The sequence below is a fragment of the Mesorhizobium sp. L-8-10 genome, from assembly GCF_016756635.1.
Lineage (GTDB): Bacteria > Pseudomonadota > Alphaproteobacteria > Rhizobiales > Rhizobiaceae.
Genome location: NZ_AP023263.1, coordinates 4891731 through 4909317 on the forward strand (window position 1 = coordinate 4891731; position 17587 = coordinate 4909317).

A 17587-nucleotide genomic window follows, 5' to 3' on the forward strand; every position below is an offset into this window, starting at 1 on the left:
CGAAGCCATGGCCGATCTTTTCAGCTCCGACCAGCCGGAACGGGCGCCGCCCGGACGGCCGCTGGCCGACCGGCTGCGGCCGAAAAGCCTCGGCGAGGTCGTTGGCCAGGAGCATCTGACCGGCGGCGATGGGGCGCTGACGCGGCTGATCCGGTCGGGTTCGCTGGGCTCGATGATCTTCTGGGGACCACCCGGCACGGGCAAGACCACGGTAGCGCGGCTGCTGGCGGGTGAGACCGGGCTCGCCTTCGAGCAGATTTCGGCGATCTTCTCCGGCGTCGCCGATCTGAAGAAGGTGTTCGAGGCGGCTCGTCTGCGCCGGCAGAACGGCCGCCAGACGCTGCTCTTCGTCGACGAGATCCATCGCTTCAACCGCGCCCAGCAGGACAGTTTCCTGCCCGTCATGGAAGACGGCACCGTCGTGCTGGTCGGCGCGACGACGGAAAACCCGTCTTTCGAACTCAACGCCGCCTTGCTTTCGCGCGCCCGTGTCCTCGTCTTCAAGTCGCTCGGGCCGGAAGACGTGGAGAAACTGCTGGCACGGGCCGAAGAGACGGAAGGCCGGAAGCTGCCGCTCGACGAGGACGCGCGGGCAGTCCTGATCCGCATGGCCGACGGTGACGGACGCGCTTCGCTCACTCTCGCCGAAGAGATATGGCGGGCGGCGAAACCGGGCGAGGTTTTCGACGCGGCGGCCCTGCAGCAGGTGGTTCAGCGCCGCGCGCCGATCTACGACAAGGGACAGGACGGCCACTACAACCTGATCTCGGCGCTGCATAAGTCTGTGCGTGGCTCGGATCCTGACGCCGCACTTTATTATCTGGCCCGCATGTTCGACGCCGGCGAGGATCCGCTTTATCTCGGCCGCAGGCTGGTGCGCATGGCCGTGGAGGATATAGGGCTCGCCGATCCGCAGGCGCTCGTCGTCGCCAACGCGGCGAAGGATGCCTACGATTATCTGGGGTCGCCGGAAGGCGAACTCGCCTTCGCCCAGGCGGCCGTCTATCTCGCGACGGCGCCGAAGTCGAACGCCGTCTACACTGCCTTCAAGGCGGCGACCGCCGCAGCCAAGCAGCATGGTTCGCTGCTGCCGCCCAAGCACATTCTCAACGCGCCGACCAAGCTGATGAAGGATGAGGCCTACGGCGCCGGCTATCGCTATGATCACGACGAGCCCGACGCTTTTTCCGGACAGGATTATTTCCCCGAAAAGATGGGCCGCCAGATCTTCTACGACCCGCCCGACCGCGGCTTCGAGCGGGAAATCAGGAAGAGGCTGGACTACTGGGCCAAGCTCAGGAAGGAGCGAAGCGAGGGGTAGCGCGTCCAGGGGCCGGTTAAATCGAAGCATTCTGCCGACGATCGATTTGGGGGATCGCTCCGGCTTCACCAAGAATTCAGTCGCCGGGTGCTGGCGCCTGGCGGCTGTGTCCCGTAGAGATCGCCGACTTATTTCAATCTTCCCGCGAGGTCCAAATGGACAAGACGTCTCTCAAGGCCTTCCGCAGGATCGGCATCGCCGTGCTGGTCCTGGCAGTCGCATTCTATTTCGTCCCGATCATAACCACGGTGTTCATCGTGTGCGGCCTGATCGACGTCCTGCGCAACGACCGCAAGGACCAGCGGCTGTTCAGCCTCTATTTCCTGGGCAACGGAATGTTCACGTGGTTCCTGTCACCTTTCAATCTCTTGGTCGATCTCGTTTCCTACAAGAACTGGGGCGTGTGGAAGCTCGACCAGTTTCCCGACGACTATCGCCGCGAGATCGACGAGGTGCTCGACATCTTCAAGACCAGGCAGGCGGAAATCATCGCAGACATCGACGCCAATTTTGAGAGCGGCCGCCGCGGCATGTATGTCTACCAGTGGTACGGCAAACCGCATATCGACAACGTGCCTGAATTCACCAAGCAGTTCAAATACATCCGCACCATCGCCGTGTCGGTGTTCAGCGGCCGGGAATCGACGTCGTTCCATTTCGGACCGCTGCGGCTCACCCTGCGGGTACTCTACAATCTGATCCCTGTGAAGACGGACCAGATCTTCATCGAATGCGGCGATGTGAAGAACTACTGGTATGAGAATCCGCTTTTCATCTTCGACGACACGCTGCTGCATCGCTCGGTCAACGAGCATGACGGGCGTCGTTATTGCGTGTTCGTCGATGTCATCCGTCCGTCCCCGGTGCCAGGGCTGCTGTCGATGCTGCTGTCGGCCATCTCGGCCGGCGTCGCCCATGTGAAGGCCATCTTTTACAAGAACTGGAAGATGATCGATTCCCGCAAGCCAAAGGCCAGCCCGGCGAAATAAGGCCGCTACTGGTTAACCGATCGGCGGCCGTCCAAGCAGTTCGAGCAGTCGCCGGCGTCCTCGTTTGAGTCGCGGGTAGAGCCAGGCCGACCAGGAGGCGTCGCCTGTTGCCACAAGTATCGTGCGGCGTGCGATGCCGTGGTCCTTTCCGAGTCTGGCCATCATCCGGACGGCGTCCGCGCCGAAGTGGATCTTGCCGCCGATGTCGAGGATGATCCCCTCGTTGACATCAAAACCCTGGCTGCGCATTGCCGCGACGAGCAGCGGCTCGTGGCGGGCGTCGAGAACCTGGAACGACGGGTGAAGCTTTCGCAGTGCCGCGACCGCGACATAGGCGCTGCAGCCGGGACAGTCGCCGTCATAGAGCAGATAGTTGGTTTTCATCGCGGGCCCATTCCCCTTCGATATCGTCGTTCGCCGCCCCGACCGCAAGGCTCGGCGTGTATGAGTCACGGCGGCCGGGACTGAAAGCTTTGCCCCATCGGATCATACGCCGGCGCTTCACGCGGCAGAATGTTGCGGTGAGCACGGTCGGCAGATTCCGGGTGCGGTCTGCCCAGAATGCCCCATTGCAACCCCGCCCACGACGATCAGGGCCCCGCCTTCCCGCTCGATTTGCTGTGCTGTGGGGAGCAAGGCATTCCCTTTCCCTGCTTTGGCCTACGCATTGGCCAGCCTTGCCGGTTCGTTGCTCGCCCTGTTTGTGGGATTGTGGCTCGCGCGAAGCGCCGGCTGATGCTATCAGCGCCGCTTTGGAGCGGACGCATCGAAAATGGCAGGTGTCGAACAGATCACGGTGGAGGCCGGCGAGGCGGGCATGCGGCTCGACCGCTGGTTCAAGACCCATTATCCGGGACTGGGCTTCGGGCATCTGCAGAAGCTCTTGCGGTCGGGGCAGGTCCGTGTCGACGGCAGCCGGGCCAAGGCCGATACGCGCATCCAGCCCGGTCAGGTGATCCGTGTCCCGCCTCTCGAAGTGGATCGCCGCGACACCACGCCGCTGACGGCGCGCACGATGCGGTCCCGCCCCGACGCCGACGTGCTTTCCCAGATGCTGCTCTATGAGGACCCGAAGGTCTTCGTCTTCAACAAGCCGGCGGGGTTGGCCGTGCAGGGCGGCTCCGGGGTCACGCGCAGCGTCGACGACATGCTGGAGGCCTGGCGCAACCAGAAAGGGGAGAAGCCGCGGCTGGTGCACCGGTTGGATCGCGACACTTCGGGCGTGCTCGTGATTGCCCGTACCCGGCACGCCGCGATGAAGCTCGGCGAGGCTTTTCGCGAGCGCGAGACGAAAAAGACCTATTGGGCCCTGGTGAAGGGCGTGCCGAGGAAACGAGAGGACAAGATCTCGACCTGGCTCGTAAAAGACCAGACCCCCGACGGCGACCGCATGCGGATCGCCAGGCATGGCGAGGACGGCGCCGATCACGCCGTGTCCTTCTATCGCGTCGTCGAACAGGCCGGCCAGTCGCTCTCCTGGCTCGAGATGGAGCCCTATACGGGACGAACGCATCAATTGCGCGTGCACGCCGCCCATATCGGCTGTCCGATCATCGGCGATCCCAAATATTTCGAGGCCGACACCAACTGGGAGTTCCCCGGCGGAATCCAGAATCGGCTCCATCTCCATGCCCGGCGCATCATCATTCCTCACCCCGATGCGGGCGTCGTCGACGTGACAGCACCCCTGCCGCCGCATATGCGCCAGAGCTGGAACCTGCTTGGCTTCGACGAGGCGGCGGAGCGCGGCGCGTGAGCAGCGCCGCCGTCAAGCTCGAGCAGCACGACGCGATCGACACGGCCGCGGTCGCGCTTATGCTGCTGCTCACCTTTTCCTGGGGGCTGAACTGGGTTGCCGGCAAGGTCGCCAACACCGGCTACAATCCCGTGTTCCTCACCGTCGCGCGCTCAGCCATCGCTGCGGTCCTCGTGTTCCTTTGGTGCCGCTGGCGCCGTATTCCGCTGTTCGAACGCGACGGCACGCTCTGGGCCGGGCTGCTGGCCGGGCTGCTGTTCGGCGCGGAGTTCGTGCTGATCTTCCTCGGCCTCGACTACACCACCGTGGCCCGCAGCGCCCTGATGGTGAACGCGATGCCGTTCTGGGTTCTGGTCGGCGGCCATTTCCTGCTCGGAGAACGTATGTCGCTCGGCAAGCTGGCTGGGCTGCTGCTCGCCTTCGCCGGCGTGGCGGTGGTCTTTTCCGACGAACTCAGCCTGCCGGGCCCGGAAGCGATCAAGGGCGACCTTATGAGCCTCGCGGCGGGCATCTTCTGGGCCGCCACCACAATCGTCATCAAGGCCACCAGGCTCGGGCGCGCGAGCGCGGAAAAGATGCTGCTCTATCAGCTCGCGGTTTCGGCCGTTGTGATCCTGCCGCTCGTTCCGCTCGCTGGCCCGGTGCTGCGCGACGTGTCGTCGCTCGCCACCGCGGCGCTGCTGTTCCAGGCTGTCTACGTGGTCGCCTTCACCTATATCCTCTGGTTCTGGCTGATGCGGCGCTATCCGGCCGCGGGCCTGTCGAGCTTCGCCTTCCTGACGCCGGCATTCGGTGTTCTGCTGGGCGGGCTGCTGCTCGGCGAGCCGCTGACCGGCAGGCTGTTCCTGGCGCTCGGCCTGATCGCAGCCGGGCTGGCGATCGTCAATCGGCCGCAGCGGCCGAAGGAGGCATGAGATGCGCGATCTGTTGAGCGACCTTGAGGCCGGGAATCACCTGTCCGACCCCGACCCTGTGAAGCGTGCCCAGAACCAGATGAGGAACCCGCTCGCCAAGCGGTTCTATGAGAGGGTCGACGTGTGGGAAGGGCCCGAGGGTTTTGCCGTCCATCTCGACGGCAAGCCTGTGCGTACACCCGGCAAGGCTATGCTGCTCCTTCCGACCGAGCGTGCGGTGAAACTCGTTGCCGACGAGTTCTCCGCCCAGGGCGCGAGCATCGATCCCGTCACGATGCCGGTCATGCGGCTGGTCAACACGGCCATCGACGGTGTCGCGACCGATCCTCAGGCGGTGCTGGAGGATATATTGCGCTTCAGTTCGTCGGACCTTCTCTGCTATCGGGCCGACGGGCCAGAGAGGCTGGTCGAGCGGCAGGCCGAAGCCTGGGATCCGGTGCTCGACTGGGCGCGGAGCCGCCTGGGTGCGCGCTTCTTCCTGGCCGAGGGCGTGATGCATGTCGAGCAGCCGCGCGAGTCGATAGCGGCGGTCGGCATCCACCTGCGGCAGCGCGAGCAACCGCTGAAGCTGGCCGCCCTTCACGTGATGACGTCGATCACCGGTTCGGCGCTGCTGGCGCTGGCGGTCGAGGCCGGGTATCTGGATGTCGAGGCCGGCTGGCTGGCCGCGCACGTGGATGAGGATTGGAACGCGGAGCAGTGGGGCGAGGACTTCGAGGCTGCCGCCCGCCGCGCGAGCCGCAAGCGTGACTTCATCGCGGCTGCCGATCTGCTTGAAGCGCTTGCATGATCGGCGTTTCAAAGAGGCGGCGGTCTGACCTGTCTCAGCGGTTGTAAAGGCCGTTCGGATCAAGCACGGCGCCGTCGTCCGGAGTGCGGATCGCGTCGATGAAGCCTTCGACCTCGGCCGATGGCCCGCGGGTCACCACGGACACGATCACGATCGTCAGCAGGCCGGCCGGCGCTCCGAAGGCGGCGGCCGAAAGGCTTTTCACCCCCCACCAGTCGGCGATTGTCCGGGCATGCTCGTTAAGCGCGACCCGGGCCGCAGCCTTCGCGTCGCCGGCAGCCGCTAGCCAGACCGCCTTCAACCGGGAGAACTCCGCCGCCGCCTCCGGTGAGGCGGAGGAGAAGCTGCTCCATATTTCGTAGAAGCCGACCGCTCCGTAGTGCGTGGCGAACAGATAATAGAGGCAGACGCCGAAACCGACGACCATGCCGGCTACGGCCCCTGCGGTCGTCGCACGCTTCCACCAGATGCCGAGCACCAGGGCGGGAAACAGGCCAGACGCCGCAAGCGAGGAGCCCCAGGAAACAAGCGACACCACGTCCGACGGACGGCTCGAAGCGGTGTGTGCGGCGAGAACGGCGGCGGCCAGCAGCATGACCCGCGAGACGACCACCCGGCGGTCGGGGGATGCCTCGCGGTCGATCATCTTGTGATAGACGTCATGCCCGAGCGTGTTGCCGATGGCCAGGAGCAGGCCGCCGGCCGCGGCGAGAGTAGCGGCAAGCGCGCCGGCCCCGACCAGCGCCGAAACGACATAGGGCATGCCGACCATATCAGGCATGGCCAGAACGATCATGCCGGGAGCGAGCCTGATGTCGCCCGGGCCGATCGTCGAGACGCCCCGCTCGGCGCAGGCTATGACGACCGCGGCCGCGTCTGTGGCCGGGTTTCCGCAGATCTCGACGAGGCTAGGATCGATCGACGCCCACCGCATCAGCCAGGCCGCCTTGGCGGGCAGGTTGTCCGGCGTGAGTCCCGAAGCGACGAGTTCGAGCAGCGCCCATCTGGCGAAGGCGGCGTAGGCCGGCGCGGCGGCACAGATGAGGAGGACGAACAGCAGTGCCCAGGCGGCCGAGAAGCGGGCAGCGCTGACCGAAGGCGTCGTGAAGCTGCGCATCAGAAGATGCGGCATTGATGCTGTTCCGACAGCGAGGCAAATGACCGGCAGCAGGAAGTTTTTCGCGTCGTGGCCCGGCGGCCCGAATGGTCCTTGCACGACCGGCTGTGCGGCCTCCATCAACCCGATCTGCCGGAGCGCCTCGCCATAAGCGAAATACGGCACCGGGTTGCCCGTCTTCGCGGTCGACATCCAGATCGCCGGCACGAGGTAGGCGAGGGCGAGCACGACATATTGCGCGACCTGGGTCCAGGTCAGGGCCCGCATCCCGCCGAACATCGTGCAGGAGAGCACGACGCCCAGCCCGGCATAGATCGCGACATCGGCATCCATGCCGAGCACGAGCCCTGCGACGAGGCCGGCGGCGTGAAGCTGCGCCGCCGCAAGCAGGAAGCAGCAGCAGAGGAGCACGACGACACCGACCAGCCGTGCCGGATTGCCGCCATAGCGGGCGGCAAGGAAGTCGGGAACGGTAACTGCGCCTGATTTGCGAAGATAAGGCACCAGCAGGGCGGCGGCGAGCACGAAGCCTGCCGCCCAGCCGAGCATCAGGACGAGACCGTCCCGGCCGAGCAGGTAAAACGAAGCGGCGAGGCCCAGGAAGCCGCCGGCAGCCAACCAGCCGGCGGCGGTCGCCATGCCGTTGTAGACGGCCGGTATCCTGCGCCCCGCGACAAAGAAATCGCCTGCCTGCATAGTGCCGTTGGCGAGGCCGATCACGGCGAAGGCCAGGAGCGTGGAACCGATCAGCAAAGGGCCGACGACGCGGTCCGGCAGACCGATCGCGCCGAGCAAGGCCAGCAAAAGCGCGAGGGAGACGAAGCCCACACAATAGAGCAGGAAAGCGCCATTGATCTTGTCGCTTGAGCCGCGGCGATCGCCCAATTTCTTGCTCCTTTCAGTCCACACCGTGCTTCTCGTCGATCGAAGCCTGACTATCCGCGAACCAGAACAACGATACGACGAAGATGAGCGACAGGCTCTGAACGGTCATGTGGAAGGCAAGCGCAAAACCCGGCATGACGACCCGGTCGAGCCGCGGTGCAAGGACGATGCAGCCACGACGACCAGCGCCAAGCCTCGGCTGCGTTGCCAGTATGCGCTGCGGTCCGACGCTGCCATGACGGTCCCCCTTTTCCGCATGTCCCGTTCCGTCGTGCCGTCGGGAAGAGCTTCGACCTTCTGGACGGCGGCGACTCGCGAGACCAGCCCAGTGATACCATGTCGGCGAGGGAGCGGCACCGGAATGGCTGTCGCCTGTCGTGCGCCGGAATCCATCGCCTCGATAGTCAAGCGAGACTGAATGTCTCGCTGAAAGCGGCAATATCCATATTTATCAAAAGGTAATCTGGCTGTCGTGAACTTTCGCGTGATCTGAACCCGGCAGCTTGCACAGACAAAAAACCCCGGCGCGATGGCCGGGGTCTTTCCTAGGTCGAGGTAGCCTTCAGACCGAGTAGTACATGTCGTACTCGACCGGGTGCGGGGTCATCTCGAAACGCATGACCTCGGCCATCTTCAGCTCGATGAAGGAATCGATCTGGTCGTCGTCGAAGACGCCGCCGGCCTTCAGGAAGCCGCGATCCTTGTCGAGGCTCTGAAGCGCCTCGCGCAGCGAACCGCAGACGGTCGGGATCTTCTTCAGTTCCTTCGGCGGCAGGTCGTAGAGATCCTTGTCCATCGGCTGGCCGGGGTGGATCTTGTTCTTGATGCCGTCGAGGCCGGCCATCAGCATGGCGGCGAAAGCGAGATAGGGGTTCGCGCCCGGATCGGGGAAGCGGACCTCGACACGCTTCGACTTCGGCGACGAACCGAAGGGGATGCGGCAGGAAGCCGAGCGGTTGCGCGCCGAATAGGCGAGCAGCACCGGGGCTTCGTAACCCGGAACCAGACGCTTGTAGGAGTTGGTCAGCGGGTTGGTGAAGGCGTTGATCGCCTTGGCATGCTTGATGATGCCGCCGATGAAGAACAGGCAGGTCTCGGAAAGACCGGCATATTCGTTGCCGGCAAAGGTCGGCTTGCCGTCCTTCCAGATCGACATATGGACGTGCATGCCGGAGCCGTTGTCGCCGAAGACCGGCTTGGGCATGAAGGTCGCGGTCTTGCCGTAGGCATTGGCGACCTGATGCACGACATACTTGTAGATCAGCATCTTGTCGGCATTGCGCACCAGGGCGTCGAACTTGATGCCGAGCTCGTGCTGGGCGGCGGCCACCTCATGGTGATGCTTCTCGACCCGTACGCCCATCTCGGCGAGCACCGTCAGCATCTCGGAGCGCATGTCCTGGCAGCTGTCGACCGGAGGAACCGGGAAGTAACCGCCCTTGATACGCGGCCGGTGACCCATATTGCCGGTCTCGTAATCGGTGTCGTCGTTCGACGGCAGCTCGGTGGAGTCGAGCTTGAAGCCGGTGTTGTAGGGATCGGCCTTGTATTTGACGTCGTCGAACACGAAGAATTCGGCTTCCGGGCCGACATAGATCGTGTCCCCGATGCCTTCCGCCCTGAGATAGGCTTCGGCCTTCTTGGCCGTACCGCGCGGGTCGCGGTTATAGGCTTCGCCCGAGACGGGATCGAGAATGTCGCACAGGATGACCATCGTCGACTGCGCAAAGAACGGGTCCATATGGACCGTATCCGGATCCGGCATCAGCACCATGTCGGATTCGTTGATGGCCTTCCAGCCAGCGATCGAGGAGCCGTCGAACATCACGCCGTCGGCGAACATGTCTTCCTCGACCTCGGAGACATCCATGGTGACGTGCTGCAGCTTGCCCTTGGGATCGGTGAAGCGCAGGTCGACGAATTTCACGTCGTTGTCCTTTATCTGCTTCATGATGTCTTTGGCTGTCGTCATGTCATTTTCCTATCGTGATGACGTTTGAACAAAATAACTGGCCCGGCCGGTGCGATCAGATCGCGTCGATGCCGGTTTCTCCCGTGCGGATGCGGACCACTTCCTCGATGTTCGAGACAAAGATCTTGCCGTCGCCGATGCGGCCGGTCTGTGCGGCCTTGCGGATGGCTTCGATCGCGGCCTCGACGGAATCGTCGCCGAGCACCACTTCGATCTTCACCTTGGGCAGGAAGTCGACCACATATTCGGCACCCCGATAAAGCTCGGTGTGTCCCTTCTGCCGTCCGAAGCCTTTCGCTTCGGTGACGGTGATGCCCTGCAGGCCGACTTCCTGCAGCGCTTCCTTCACCTCGTCGAGCTTGAATGGCTTGATGATCGCTTCGATCTTTTTCATTCGGAATTGGCCTCCATAAGGGGTCAGAACGGGTTGTAGAACCCCGCTTCCGCCTGTCTTAAGCATGAACCGTGCCAGTTCGGCCGACCGGGGTCGCAGGACGTGATTTTTTGCCGGTGCCGCGAAAAAGTGAGCTTTGCACTGCCGCCTTTTGCAGCAGCGGCGAGACGGCTGCACCTTGGTCGAAAAAGCGCCCGCACACAATTGCATAAATCTTAGGCAAGCTGCATTTCAGGCGGGCAGGCATCTCTCCAGCCTGTAAGGGGGCGAGCGGTCATTCTGCTCAAGAAACCAGATAGGCGTTTTCGGGTCCGATGCCCTATTGTCAGGCAAACAGGCGAAGGGCGCATGACGAACGAGATCCTGACATCGCGAGAGATGACGGAGACGGACCGCACTGCGATCGCCGCCGGTCCCTTGAGCGGCATCGCGCTGATGCGCAACGCCGGGGCCGGTATCGCGCGGCGCGTTCTCGCGCGCTACCCGCAGGCGTTGCGGGCGCACATCCTGTGTGGTCCCGGCAACAACGGCGGCGACGGCTATGTCGTGGCGCGGCTCCTGCTGGAAGCGGGGTGGGCGGTGACGCTGTGGGCGGACGCGCCGCCACGCGCGGGAAGCGATGCGGCGATCGCCGCCGGCGAGTGCCCTGCGCAGGTGAAGCCGCTCGCCGAATTCGCGCCGGAGACCGGGACGATCGTGATCGATGCGCTGTTCGGAGCAGGGCTGTCGAAGCGGGTCGAGGGAGCGGAGGCCCGCGCCATCGAGCTTTGCGCCCGAGGCGGCGTTGCCGTCGTTGCCGTCGACCTGCCCTCCGGCGTCTCGGGCGACACCGGCAAGGTGCTGGGGACGGCCTTCAAGGCCGATCTGACAGTGACCTTCGTGCGAAAGAAGCCCGGCCATCTGCTGCAGCCCGGCCGCTGCCTATGCGGGGAGGTCGAGCTTTGCGATATCGGAATATCCGATGCGATCGTCGCCAAGGCAGGGTCGCGCTGCTTTGAAAACGGACCCGACCTCTGGATCGAGCGGTTTCCGGTGCCTGATGTCGACGCCCACAAATATCGCCGTGGGCATGTCGGCGTGTTCTCGGGCGGGCCGTCGGCGACCGGCGCGGCAAGGCTGGCGGCGATGGCCGCCGCGCGCGCCGGCTCCGGCGCGGTGACCGTGCTCTCCCCCGGCGCCGCGCTGGCCGCGAATGCCGCGCATCTGACGTCGATCATGCTTCGAAAGGCCGATACGCTGGTGGAAGCCAAGGCCTTCCTCAGGGACCGTCGGCCCGACGCCCTGGTCTTCGGGCCTGGCCTCGACCCGGGCGCCGCTACCGCTGACTTCGCGGTCGGCCTGATCGACGCGGCCGCCGGGGTGCCAGGCGCGCTCGTCGTCGATGCTAGCGCGCTGACGTCATTGGCACGGCAGCCGGCGGCCTTCTTCGCCGCGGCCCGGCGACCCGGAGCTCCCGTCGTCGTGCTCACGCCGCATGAGGGGGAATTCGCGCGGCTCTTTGCCGATATCGCCGGGGACGAGGCGCTGTCCAAGCTGGAGAAGGCGAGGGCGGCCGCGAAACGGGCTGCGGCGATCATCGTCTTCAAGGGGCCGGACAGCGTCGTCGCGGCGCCGGACGGGCGCGCCGTGATAAACGCCAACGGCACGCCGCTGCTCGCCACTGCGGGTTCCGGCGATGTTCTCTCCGGCATCGTGGCGGGGCTCGCCGCGCAGGGCATGCCGGCTTTCGAAGCCGCCTGCGCGGCCGTCTGGCTGCATGCCGAGGCGGCGCGGCGCTTCGGACCGGGCCTGATCGCCGAGGACCTGCCGCTGGCGCTGCTGCCGGTCCTGCGGGATCTCGTCACGTCGACGGCGGAACAGTCCTGATGCGATTGATCCCCGCTCTCTTCGCGCTGTTCCTCGCCGTCCTCGATGCGCGCGCCGGACAGCCGCTGATCTATCTCGACGATCCGGAACTGATGGCTCGGCTCGAGGCCAAAGGCTATGGCTTCGCCGCGGTTTTCGGCAACGGGGCCGCCGACGACCTCGAGACGCTTTATCGCGAGGCCCCGGCCTATCGGCAGATCGTCGACGCAATCGCGGCCGACGTCGGCGACCTGCGCGCCGAGATGAAACGAGGCGGCCGGGAACTTCACGAAGTTACCGACCGCAATGTGGGGCGCGTCATCGACATGCGCTGGCTCAAGGCAGCCGCCTCGCGCTTCCGGCTCGTCGGTGTCGTCAACCGGCTCGACCGCCGCGATTTCGCGGCCCTGCGTGCGGAGCAAGGCTGCGGCGAGGTGCGCTTCATCTATCGGCTGGCTTACGCCTTCAAGCGGAAGGGCCGGCTGATCGCTTCGCGGCTGCCCTTCAACTTCAACGCGGTACACACGACGCGGCCGGACGCCGACGGCGGCTGCACCGGCGTGGCCGGTCGATGGAGCCCGATGATCGACGAAAGCGTCGATGCCGGCTGGCTCGCCGGAGCCCCCCTCGATCGGGATGGCCTCGCATTCAAACAGTTGGAACTCAATGCCCAGGTGGTGCGCTTCCCATCCGGCCAGGAAACGGAGTTCGGCGGCCAGGCCGCCTATCTCATGCGGATCTTCGGCATCGAAGGCGGCACCGCAACCGAAAGGCCGTTGGAGAACACGCCCGATGCAGAGAGACTTATTGGCGACGCCGCACTGAAAGCGCGGCTCGCCGCATGGCTGCGCGGCAATCTCGCGGCAATCGACCTCGGCGTCTATGACATGCCGGACGAGTTCCTGGCGCGCAAGGCGATCTCCTACTCGACCTTCGGCAGCGTCCGTTTGGCAAACCGTCCTTTCACGCCGCTGTTCGGGCCTGAGGACTTTTCCGGCCTGGACTTCTCAGGGCTCCGCCTGCTGCGTTCGCCGGAAGCTCTGGTCGAACGGCTGGACAATGGATCCTGCCAGGGATGCCATCAGGCAGGCTCCACCGCAGGCTTCCACTTCATCGGACTCGACGACGAGACGACGTCGCCGCTGAACCGCATAGAGGTCGGGATATCACCGCATCTGCGCGCCGAACTGCCGCGCCGTCAGGCCTATGTCGCGGCCGTTGCCAGGGAGCGCGAGCCCGACAGGTTCCGGCCCCTGTCCCTTGCGCCGCCGGCTGATTGGAACGGTGCGGTCGAATACCGGCCGGCAGGGATCGCCATGCCGTGCATGATGCCAGAGCAGGCGGGCCGGTTCGGCCAGGCCTGGCAATGCGCGGACGGTACCGTCTGCACGCCGGTGGCTTCCGCCTCGGGGGTCGGGGTGAAGCTTGCCCAATGCCTCTTGCCCTCCGGCGACAAGAGCGGCGCCATGTTCTCCGGCCATCCCTGCCTCGCCGGAACCATCGCTTCCGAAACGAAAGCGCCCTTCAACGACCGCATGACGATATCGGGGCAGTTCGCGGCCTTCGACAAGTACATCTCGCGGACCGGCTATACCTGCCGCCCGCCCGAGATCGGCTTGCCCGCGGGCCTCGCCTATCGCGGCTGCGACGAAAGGGACCGAAACTTTGCCGGCTTCAGACCCGGAAAGTCGATGCCGAACGAGATCTGCGGGCTGGTCGGCGGCAAGCGTTTCGATCTCTGCGTCGCGACCAATGATGTCGACCAATGCCTCGGCGGCGCCGTCAATCGCGGCAACAGGCAGGCATGCTCGGCCGACCATCACTGCCGCGAGGATTACATGTGTCAGTCGTTGCCGGCCGGTACGCCAGGCGCCGCGAAGGTCAAGGACATAGGCTTCTGCTCGCCGACATATTTCATCTTCCAGATGCGCATCGACAACCACGCGACGCCGTGGCGGAGCGAGGTCCGCCAGGAATAGACGGCAACGCGCCGGCGCGCGGAAAGGCCCTGCCGAAGGCTGGATATCACTCGTCCGGAAGATCAGGTGGATGGGCCTTGCCGCCCTTGCCGAATGTGTAGCCGGTTTCGACGGCCTTCTTGCCGAACTTCTCCCGGAGGCTGTCGATCGCCCCCTCGGCCATGGCGCGCTTGCGCGACCGGACGTCCACGAGATCGGGCGGATCGGCTCGGTCGGCATCGGTCAGATCGCTGACCCCGATGCCGAGCAGGCGATAGCGTGTGCCGTCGGTTTCCTTGTTCAGGAGCTGAAGGCCGGTCTGGAAGATCCGGTCGGCGAGTCGGGTCGGATCGCCGAGCTGGCGGTTGCGGGTGCGGAGCTTGAAGTCCTGGGTCTTCAGCTTGAGCACGACCGTGCGCCCGGCGATGCCGCCCTTCTTCAGCCGCGAGGAGACCTTTTCCGAAAGCGCGCGTAGCACCGGCACGAGATCTTCCGAAGAGGCGAGATCGGTGTCGAAGGTGGTTTCCGCCGAAACGCTCTTGGCCTCTTGGTCGGCATGGACGCCGCGATGGTCCTGGCCGCGCGACAGATGATAGAGCCGGTCGCCCATGGTGCCATAGCGGCGTATCAGTTCCCCGCGCTCCATCTTCTGCAACTGGCCGACCAGGCGGATGCCGTCGCGTTCCAGCGTCGCGGCGAACACCTTGCCGACGCCCCAGATCAGCGTCACCGGCTGGTCCGACAGGAAACCCATCGCCTCGGACTCGCCGATCACGGCAAAGCCGCGCGGCTTGCGGATGTCTGAGGCGACTTTGGCGAGGAACTTGCAATAGGAGAGCCCGACCGACACGCTGATGCCGATCTCCCGTTCCACGTCGAGGGCGAACTTGCCGAGCACCAGCGCCGGCGGGCGGCCATGCAGCTTCTCGGTTCCGGCGAGGTCGAGGAACGCCTCGTCGATCGACAGCGGCTCGACCAGCGGGGTGAGCGCCTGCATCATGGCACGGATCTCGCGGCCGACACGCACATATTTTTCCATGTCGGGCCGCAGGACCACGGCTTCCGGACAGGCTTCGAGTGCCTTGAACATAGGCATGGCCGAGCGCACGCCATGAATGCGGGCAATGTAGCAGGCGGTCGACACGACACCGCGCTTGCCGCCGCCGATGATCAGCGGCTTGTCCTTGAGCTCGGGATTGTCGCGTTTCTCGACCGCCGCATAGAAGGCGTCGCAGTCGATATGCGCGATGTTCAGCCCATAGAGTTCGGCATGGCGGAGCAGGCGCGGGCTGCCGCAGCGTGTGCAGCGATGCGTCTCCCCAGGCTGCAGGGCTAGGCAGTCGCGGCAAAAACCATGCTCGGGATTGTTGACAGCAGCTGCCATTGTTGAGAACATAGAGGGAACATCCCGAATGATACGCGACCGCGCCGAGCCGGGCAACGGCCAGCGAGGAAGAGAGCCATGACTGTTGTCAAACCGCTGACGCCGGATCTGTGGCCGGCATTCGAAGACCTGTTCGGCAAGCAGGGCGCCTGCTACGGCTGCTGGTGTACCCATTTCAGGCTACCGCCCGCGGTCCGCCGCGACAATGATCGCGGCCGCAACAAGGATTTCATCAAGGCGCGCATCGAGGCCGGGCCGCCGCCCGGCTTGCTGGCGTTTGACGGCGACGTTGCCGCTGGCTGGATGCAGATCGGGCCGCGCGCCGACGTTCCCGAATGGAACAATGCGGGCCGCGTCTCGGCGCCGCTGGAAGAGGGGCACGCGACAGATCCTTCGGTCTGGGCGATCTCCTGCTTCTTCGTGCGAACGAAGGCGCGCGGCAGCGGTCTTACGCACCGTTTGGTTGCCGCCGGCATCGACTTTGCCCGCGACGGCGGCGCACGCCTGCTGGAGGCCTGCCCGATGGACCATTCGAAGGATTCGCGCTCGGTCGGCCTGTTCGTCGGCTCCACGCGCGTCTTCGAGAAGGCCGGTTTCCTGCCCGCCGCGAGCCGGAAACCTGGCAGGCCGCTAATGCGGCTCGTGCTGTGATGGCGTATAAAGGCTCGCTGAATGCGCCCTGAGGGCCCCGTCAGATGCCGAGCGCCTGGGCGATTCTGGGACCGGCGTCGCGCCAACCTTCGACCACGATCGCTCCCTCAGGCGGCGGAGGCAAAAGCGCGCGCAGCGAATTGTCGGCCATCAGATGGAAGAGATACGCGTCGGCGACCGATTCCTGCGCCGAGGCGAGGTTCGTCGGCTGGTCGTCGACAAAGGCGACGGGGCGTCGCCCGGCGCCGCGCAGGGCGGCGATCGCCGGCCCCTTCGCCATTTCGGTGGTTAGCAGCGGATAGGCCAGGCCGAGCGCATCCAGATGGGCGCGGCGCGCTTGGCGATGGCGATGCGGCATGGCCGTCAGAAGCACGACCTCGGCGCTGCCGGACAGGCCGGCGATGGCCTCGGCAGCACCCTCGATCACTGTCTGCCAATCAGCCTGCGCCTGGAAGAAGGCATCGATCAGGGTAGAGACCTCCGCCTGTTCGGGAATGCGGCCGCTGGCCCGTTCGGCGATGTTGCCGGTCAGCCGGAACGAGGCGAGCTTCAGTTCGAAGCCCCGTGTTTCGAGATAAAGCGGAAAGGGCCGGACGAACTCAAGCAGCACGTCGTCGACGTCGAGCACGAGGAGCGGACGGTCGTCGAGCGACAGCTCGGCGATCTGGCGGGCGGTTTCTGGGTCGTCACTCATGTCGAAGTCTCGTAGCGTTCGTCGCCGTTCGGAAGTAAGCGTCGCGCCGCCATCACCTGCGCGGGGTCGTGTCCGCTCGCCTCGGCGAAACGCATCAGCGTCGGCTCATGCGCAAGCACGAAGTCGAGCACGCCCGCCAGGAATCCCGGCTCGCCGGCGGCGGCGCGGATCTGTTGGGGGTCGATCCCCGTGACCGCCAGGAAACGCCCCATCAGTTCGGCGTCCGACGCCACGAAGCCCAGCGCGGCGATCGCTGTTGCCTCGGCGTCATGACGTGTTACTTTCCGGCTTGTCACAGGCGGCATCGGTTTGGACGGTGTGGAAGTCTCCATGCCGCAAGTAGCGTTTCGTTCGCGTTGCCGCAAGCATGTCACAGGGTCGCGGGCCGAAGGGAAGGCCGGTGAGGGGCACGAAGGATTACCGTTTCGTCAATCATCTCGCGCTATTGTCGAGACTGGGATTCGTGCTCCGTTGCGGGGGAGCACGCGGCAAGCGACGCGGTGTGACGGTTAGGATTGCCGCAGCCGGGCAGGGCGAAAAGTGATGCCGAAGAAGGTTATGATCGTCGAGGACAACGAGCTCAACATGAAGCTCTTCCGCGACCTTATCGAGGCGAGCGGATACGAGACGGTTCGTACGCGCAACGGGCTGGAGGTGCTGGAGCTTGCCCGCACCCATCGTCCAGATCTCATCCTGATGGACATTCAACTGCCTGAGGTTTCGGGGCTGGACGTTACCAAATGGCTGAAGGAAGACAGCGATCTGCATGTCATCCCTGTCATCGCCGTCACCGCTTTTGCCATGAAGGGGGACGAGGAGCGCATCCGCCAGGGCGGGTGCGAGGCCTATATATCGAAGCCGATCTCCGTACCGCGCTTCATCGAGACCATCAAATCCTATCTGGGCGACGCATGATG

The 17587-nt window shown here is 64.9% G+C and carries 17 protein-coding genes; 9 read left to right on the plus strand and 8 right to left on the minus strand.

Translation table 11 applies throughout. The features are described from left to right. Positions 1-7 precede the first annotated feature (7 nt). Together JN280_RS22580 and JN280_RS22585 are read left to right on the plus strand one after the other, a co-directional pair. On the plus strand, positions 8-1321 hold the full coding sequence (locus JN280_RS22580; RefSeq protein WP_202305439.1) for a replication-associated recombination protein A: 1314 nt from the start codon (positions 8-10) through the stop codon (positions 1319-1321). 155 nt (positions 1322-1476) lie between these two features. Continuing rightward, a complete protein-coding gene (locus tag JN280_RS22585; RefSeq protein ID WP_202305440.1) occupies positions 1477-2310 on the plus strand; it encodes an aspartyl/asparaginyl beta-hydroxylase domain-containing protein in 834 nt (277 codons plus the stop codon). Positions 2311-2322: 12 nt separating this feature from the next. On the opposite strand, the gene JN280_RS22590 is transcribed toward JN280_RS22585, so the two are convergent. Further along, complete coding sequence (locus JN280_RS22590) at positions 2323-2694, minus strand: DCC1-like thiol-disulfide oxidoreductase family protein (protein WP_202305441.1); 372 nt, start codon at positions 2692-2694, stop codon at positions 2323-2325. Positions 2695-3082: 388 nt separating this feature from the next. On the opposite strand from JN280_RS22590, the gene JN280_RS22595 reads away from it, so the two are divergent. From JN280_RS22595 to JN280_RS22605, 3 genes are read left to right on the plus strand one after another with little or no spacing between them, the layout of a single operon-like run. Next, positions 3083-4066 (plus strand): RluA family pseudouridine synthase, encoded by a 984-nt coding sequence (locus tag JN280_RS22595; protein ID WP_202305442.1) that lies wholly within the window; start codon positions 3083-3085, stop codon positions 4064-4066. Then, a complete protein-coding gene (locus JN280_RS22600) occupies positions 4063-4980 on the plus strand; it encodes a DMT family transporter (RefSeq protein ID WP_244741903.1) in 918 nt (305 codons plus the stop codon). The genes JN280_RS22595 and JN280_RS22600 overlap by 4 nt, the downstream gene beginning before the upstream one ends. A gap of 1 nt (position 4981) precedes the next feature. Further along, positions 4982-5770 (plus strand): ATP12 family chaperone protein, encoded by a 789-nt coding sequence (locus JN280_RS22605; protein ID WP_202305443.1) that lies wholly within the window; start codon positions 4982-4984, stop codon positions 5768-5770. 34 nt (positions 5771-5804) lie between these two features. Here the strand turns inward: JN280_RS22605 and JN280_RS22610 are convergent, their stop codons facing one another. From JN280_RS22610 to JN280_RS22625, 4 genes are all read right to left on the minus strand, one after another. After that, complete coding sequence (locus tag JN280_RS22610; RefSeq protein ID WP_202305444.1) at positions 5805-7772, minus strand: VC_2705 family sodium/solute symporter; 1968 nt, start codon at positions 7770-7772, stop codon at positions 5805-5807. A gap of 13 nt (positions 7773-7785) precedes the next feature. Beyond that, entirely contained in the window at positions 7786-8211 is a 426-nt protein-coding gene (locus JN280_RS40015; protein WP_274609025.1) for a DUF4212 domain-containing protein, read from the minus strand. Positions 8212-8334: 123 nt separating this feature from the next. After that, on the minus strand, positions 8335-9744 hold the full coding sequence (gene glnA, locus JN280_RS22620; RefSeq protein ID WP_202305456.1) for a type I glutamate--ammonia ligase: 1410 nt from the start codon (positions 9742-9744) through the stop codon (positions 8335-8337). A 55-nt stretch (positions 9745-9799) separates the two neighbouring features. Continuing rightward, entirely contained in the window at positions 9800-10138 is a 339-nt protein-coding gene (locus JN280_RS22625) for a P-II family nitrogen regulator (protein WP_202305458.1), read from the minus strand. A 348-nt stretch (positions 10139-10486) separates the two neighbouring features. On the opposite strand from JN280_RS22625, the gene JN280_RS22630 reads away from it, so the two are divergent. After that, a complete protein-coding gene (locus JN280_RS22630) occupies positions 10487-12004 on the plus strand; it encodes an NAD(P)H-hydrate dehydratase (RefSeq protein ID WP_202305460.1) in 1518 nt (505 codons plus the stop codon). Beyond that, positions 12004-13962: a hypothetical protein gene (locus JN280_RS22635; RefSeq protein WP_202305462.1), complete on the plus strand. Its 1959-nt coding sequence runs from the start codon at positions 12004-12006 to the stop codon at positions 13960-13962. Before JN280_RS22630 ends, JN280_RS22635 begins: the two co-directional genes overlap by 1 nt. Positions 13963-14008: 46 nt before the next feature. Here JN280_RS22635 and JN280_RS22640 read toward each other — a convergent pair whose 3' ends face one another. Then, entirely contained in the window at positions 14009-15337 is a 1329-nt protein-coding gene (locus JN280_RS22640) for a DNA polymerase IV (protein ID WP_202305464.1), read from the minus strand. Positions 15338-15403: 66 nt separating this feature from the next. Between JN280_RS22640 and JN280_RS22645 the strand changes: the two genes are divergently transcribed. Next, entirely contained in the window at positions 15404-15976 is a 573-nt protein-coding gene (locus JN280_RS22645) for a GNAT family N-acetyltransferase (RefSeq protein WP_202305466.1), read from the plus strand. Positions 15977-16016: 40 nt separating this feature from the next. On the opposite strand, the gene JN280_RS22650 is transcribed toward JN280_RS22645, so the two are convergent. Then, positions 16017-16670, minus strand: a complete 654-nt coding sequence (locus JN280_RS22650; protein ID WP_202305468.1) for a hypothetical protein — start codon at positions 16668-16670, stop codon at positions 16017-16019. Further along, positions 16667-16966, minus strand: a complete 300-nt coding sequence (locus JN280_RS22655; RefSeq protein ID WP_244741909.1) for a DUF3572 domain-containing protein — start codon at positions 16964-16966, stop codon at positions 16667-16669. Before JN280_RS22655 ends, JN280_RS22650 begins: the two co-directional genes overlap by 4 nt. 262 nt (positions 16967-17228) lie before the next feature. On the opposite strand from JN280_RS22655, the gene JN280_RS22660 reads away from it, so the two are divergent. Then, positions 17229-17585: a response regulator gene (locus JN280_RS22660; protein ID WP_342215992.1), complete on the plus strand. Its 357-nt coding sequence runs from the start codon at positions 17229-17231 to the stop codon at positions 17583-17585. Positions 17586-17587 lie beyond the last annotated feature (2 nt).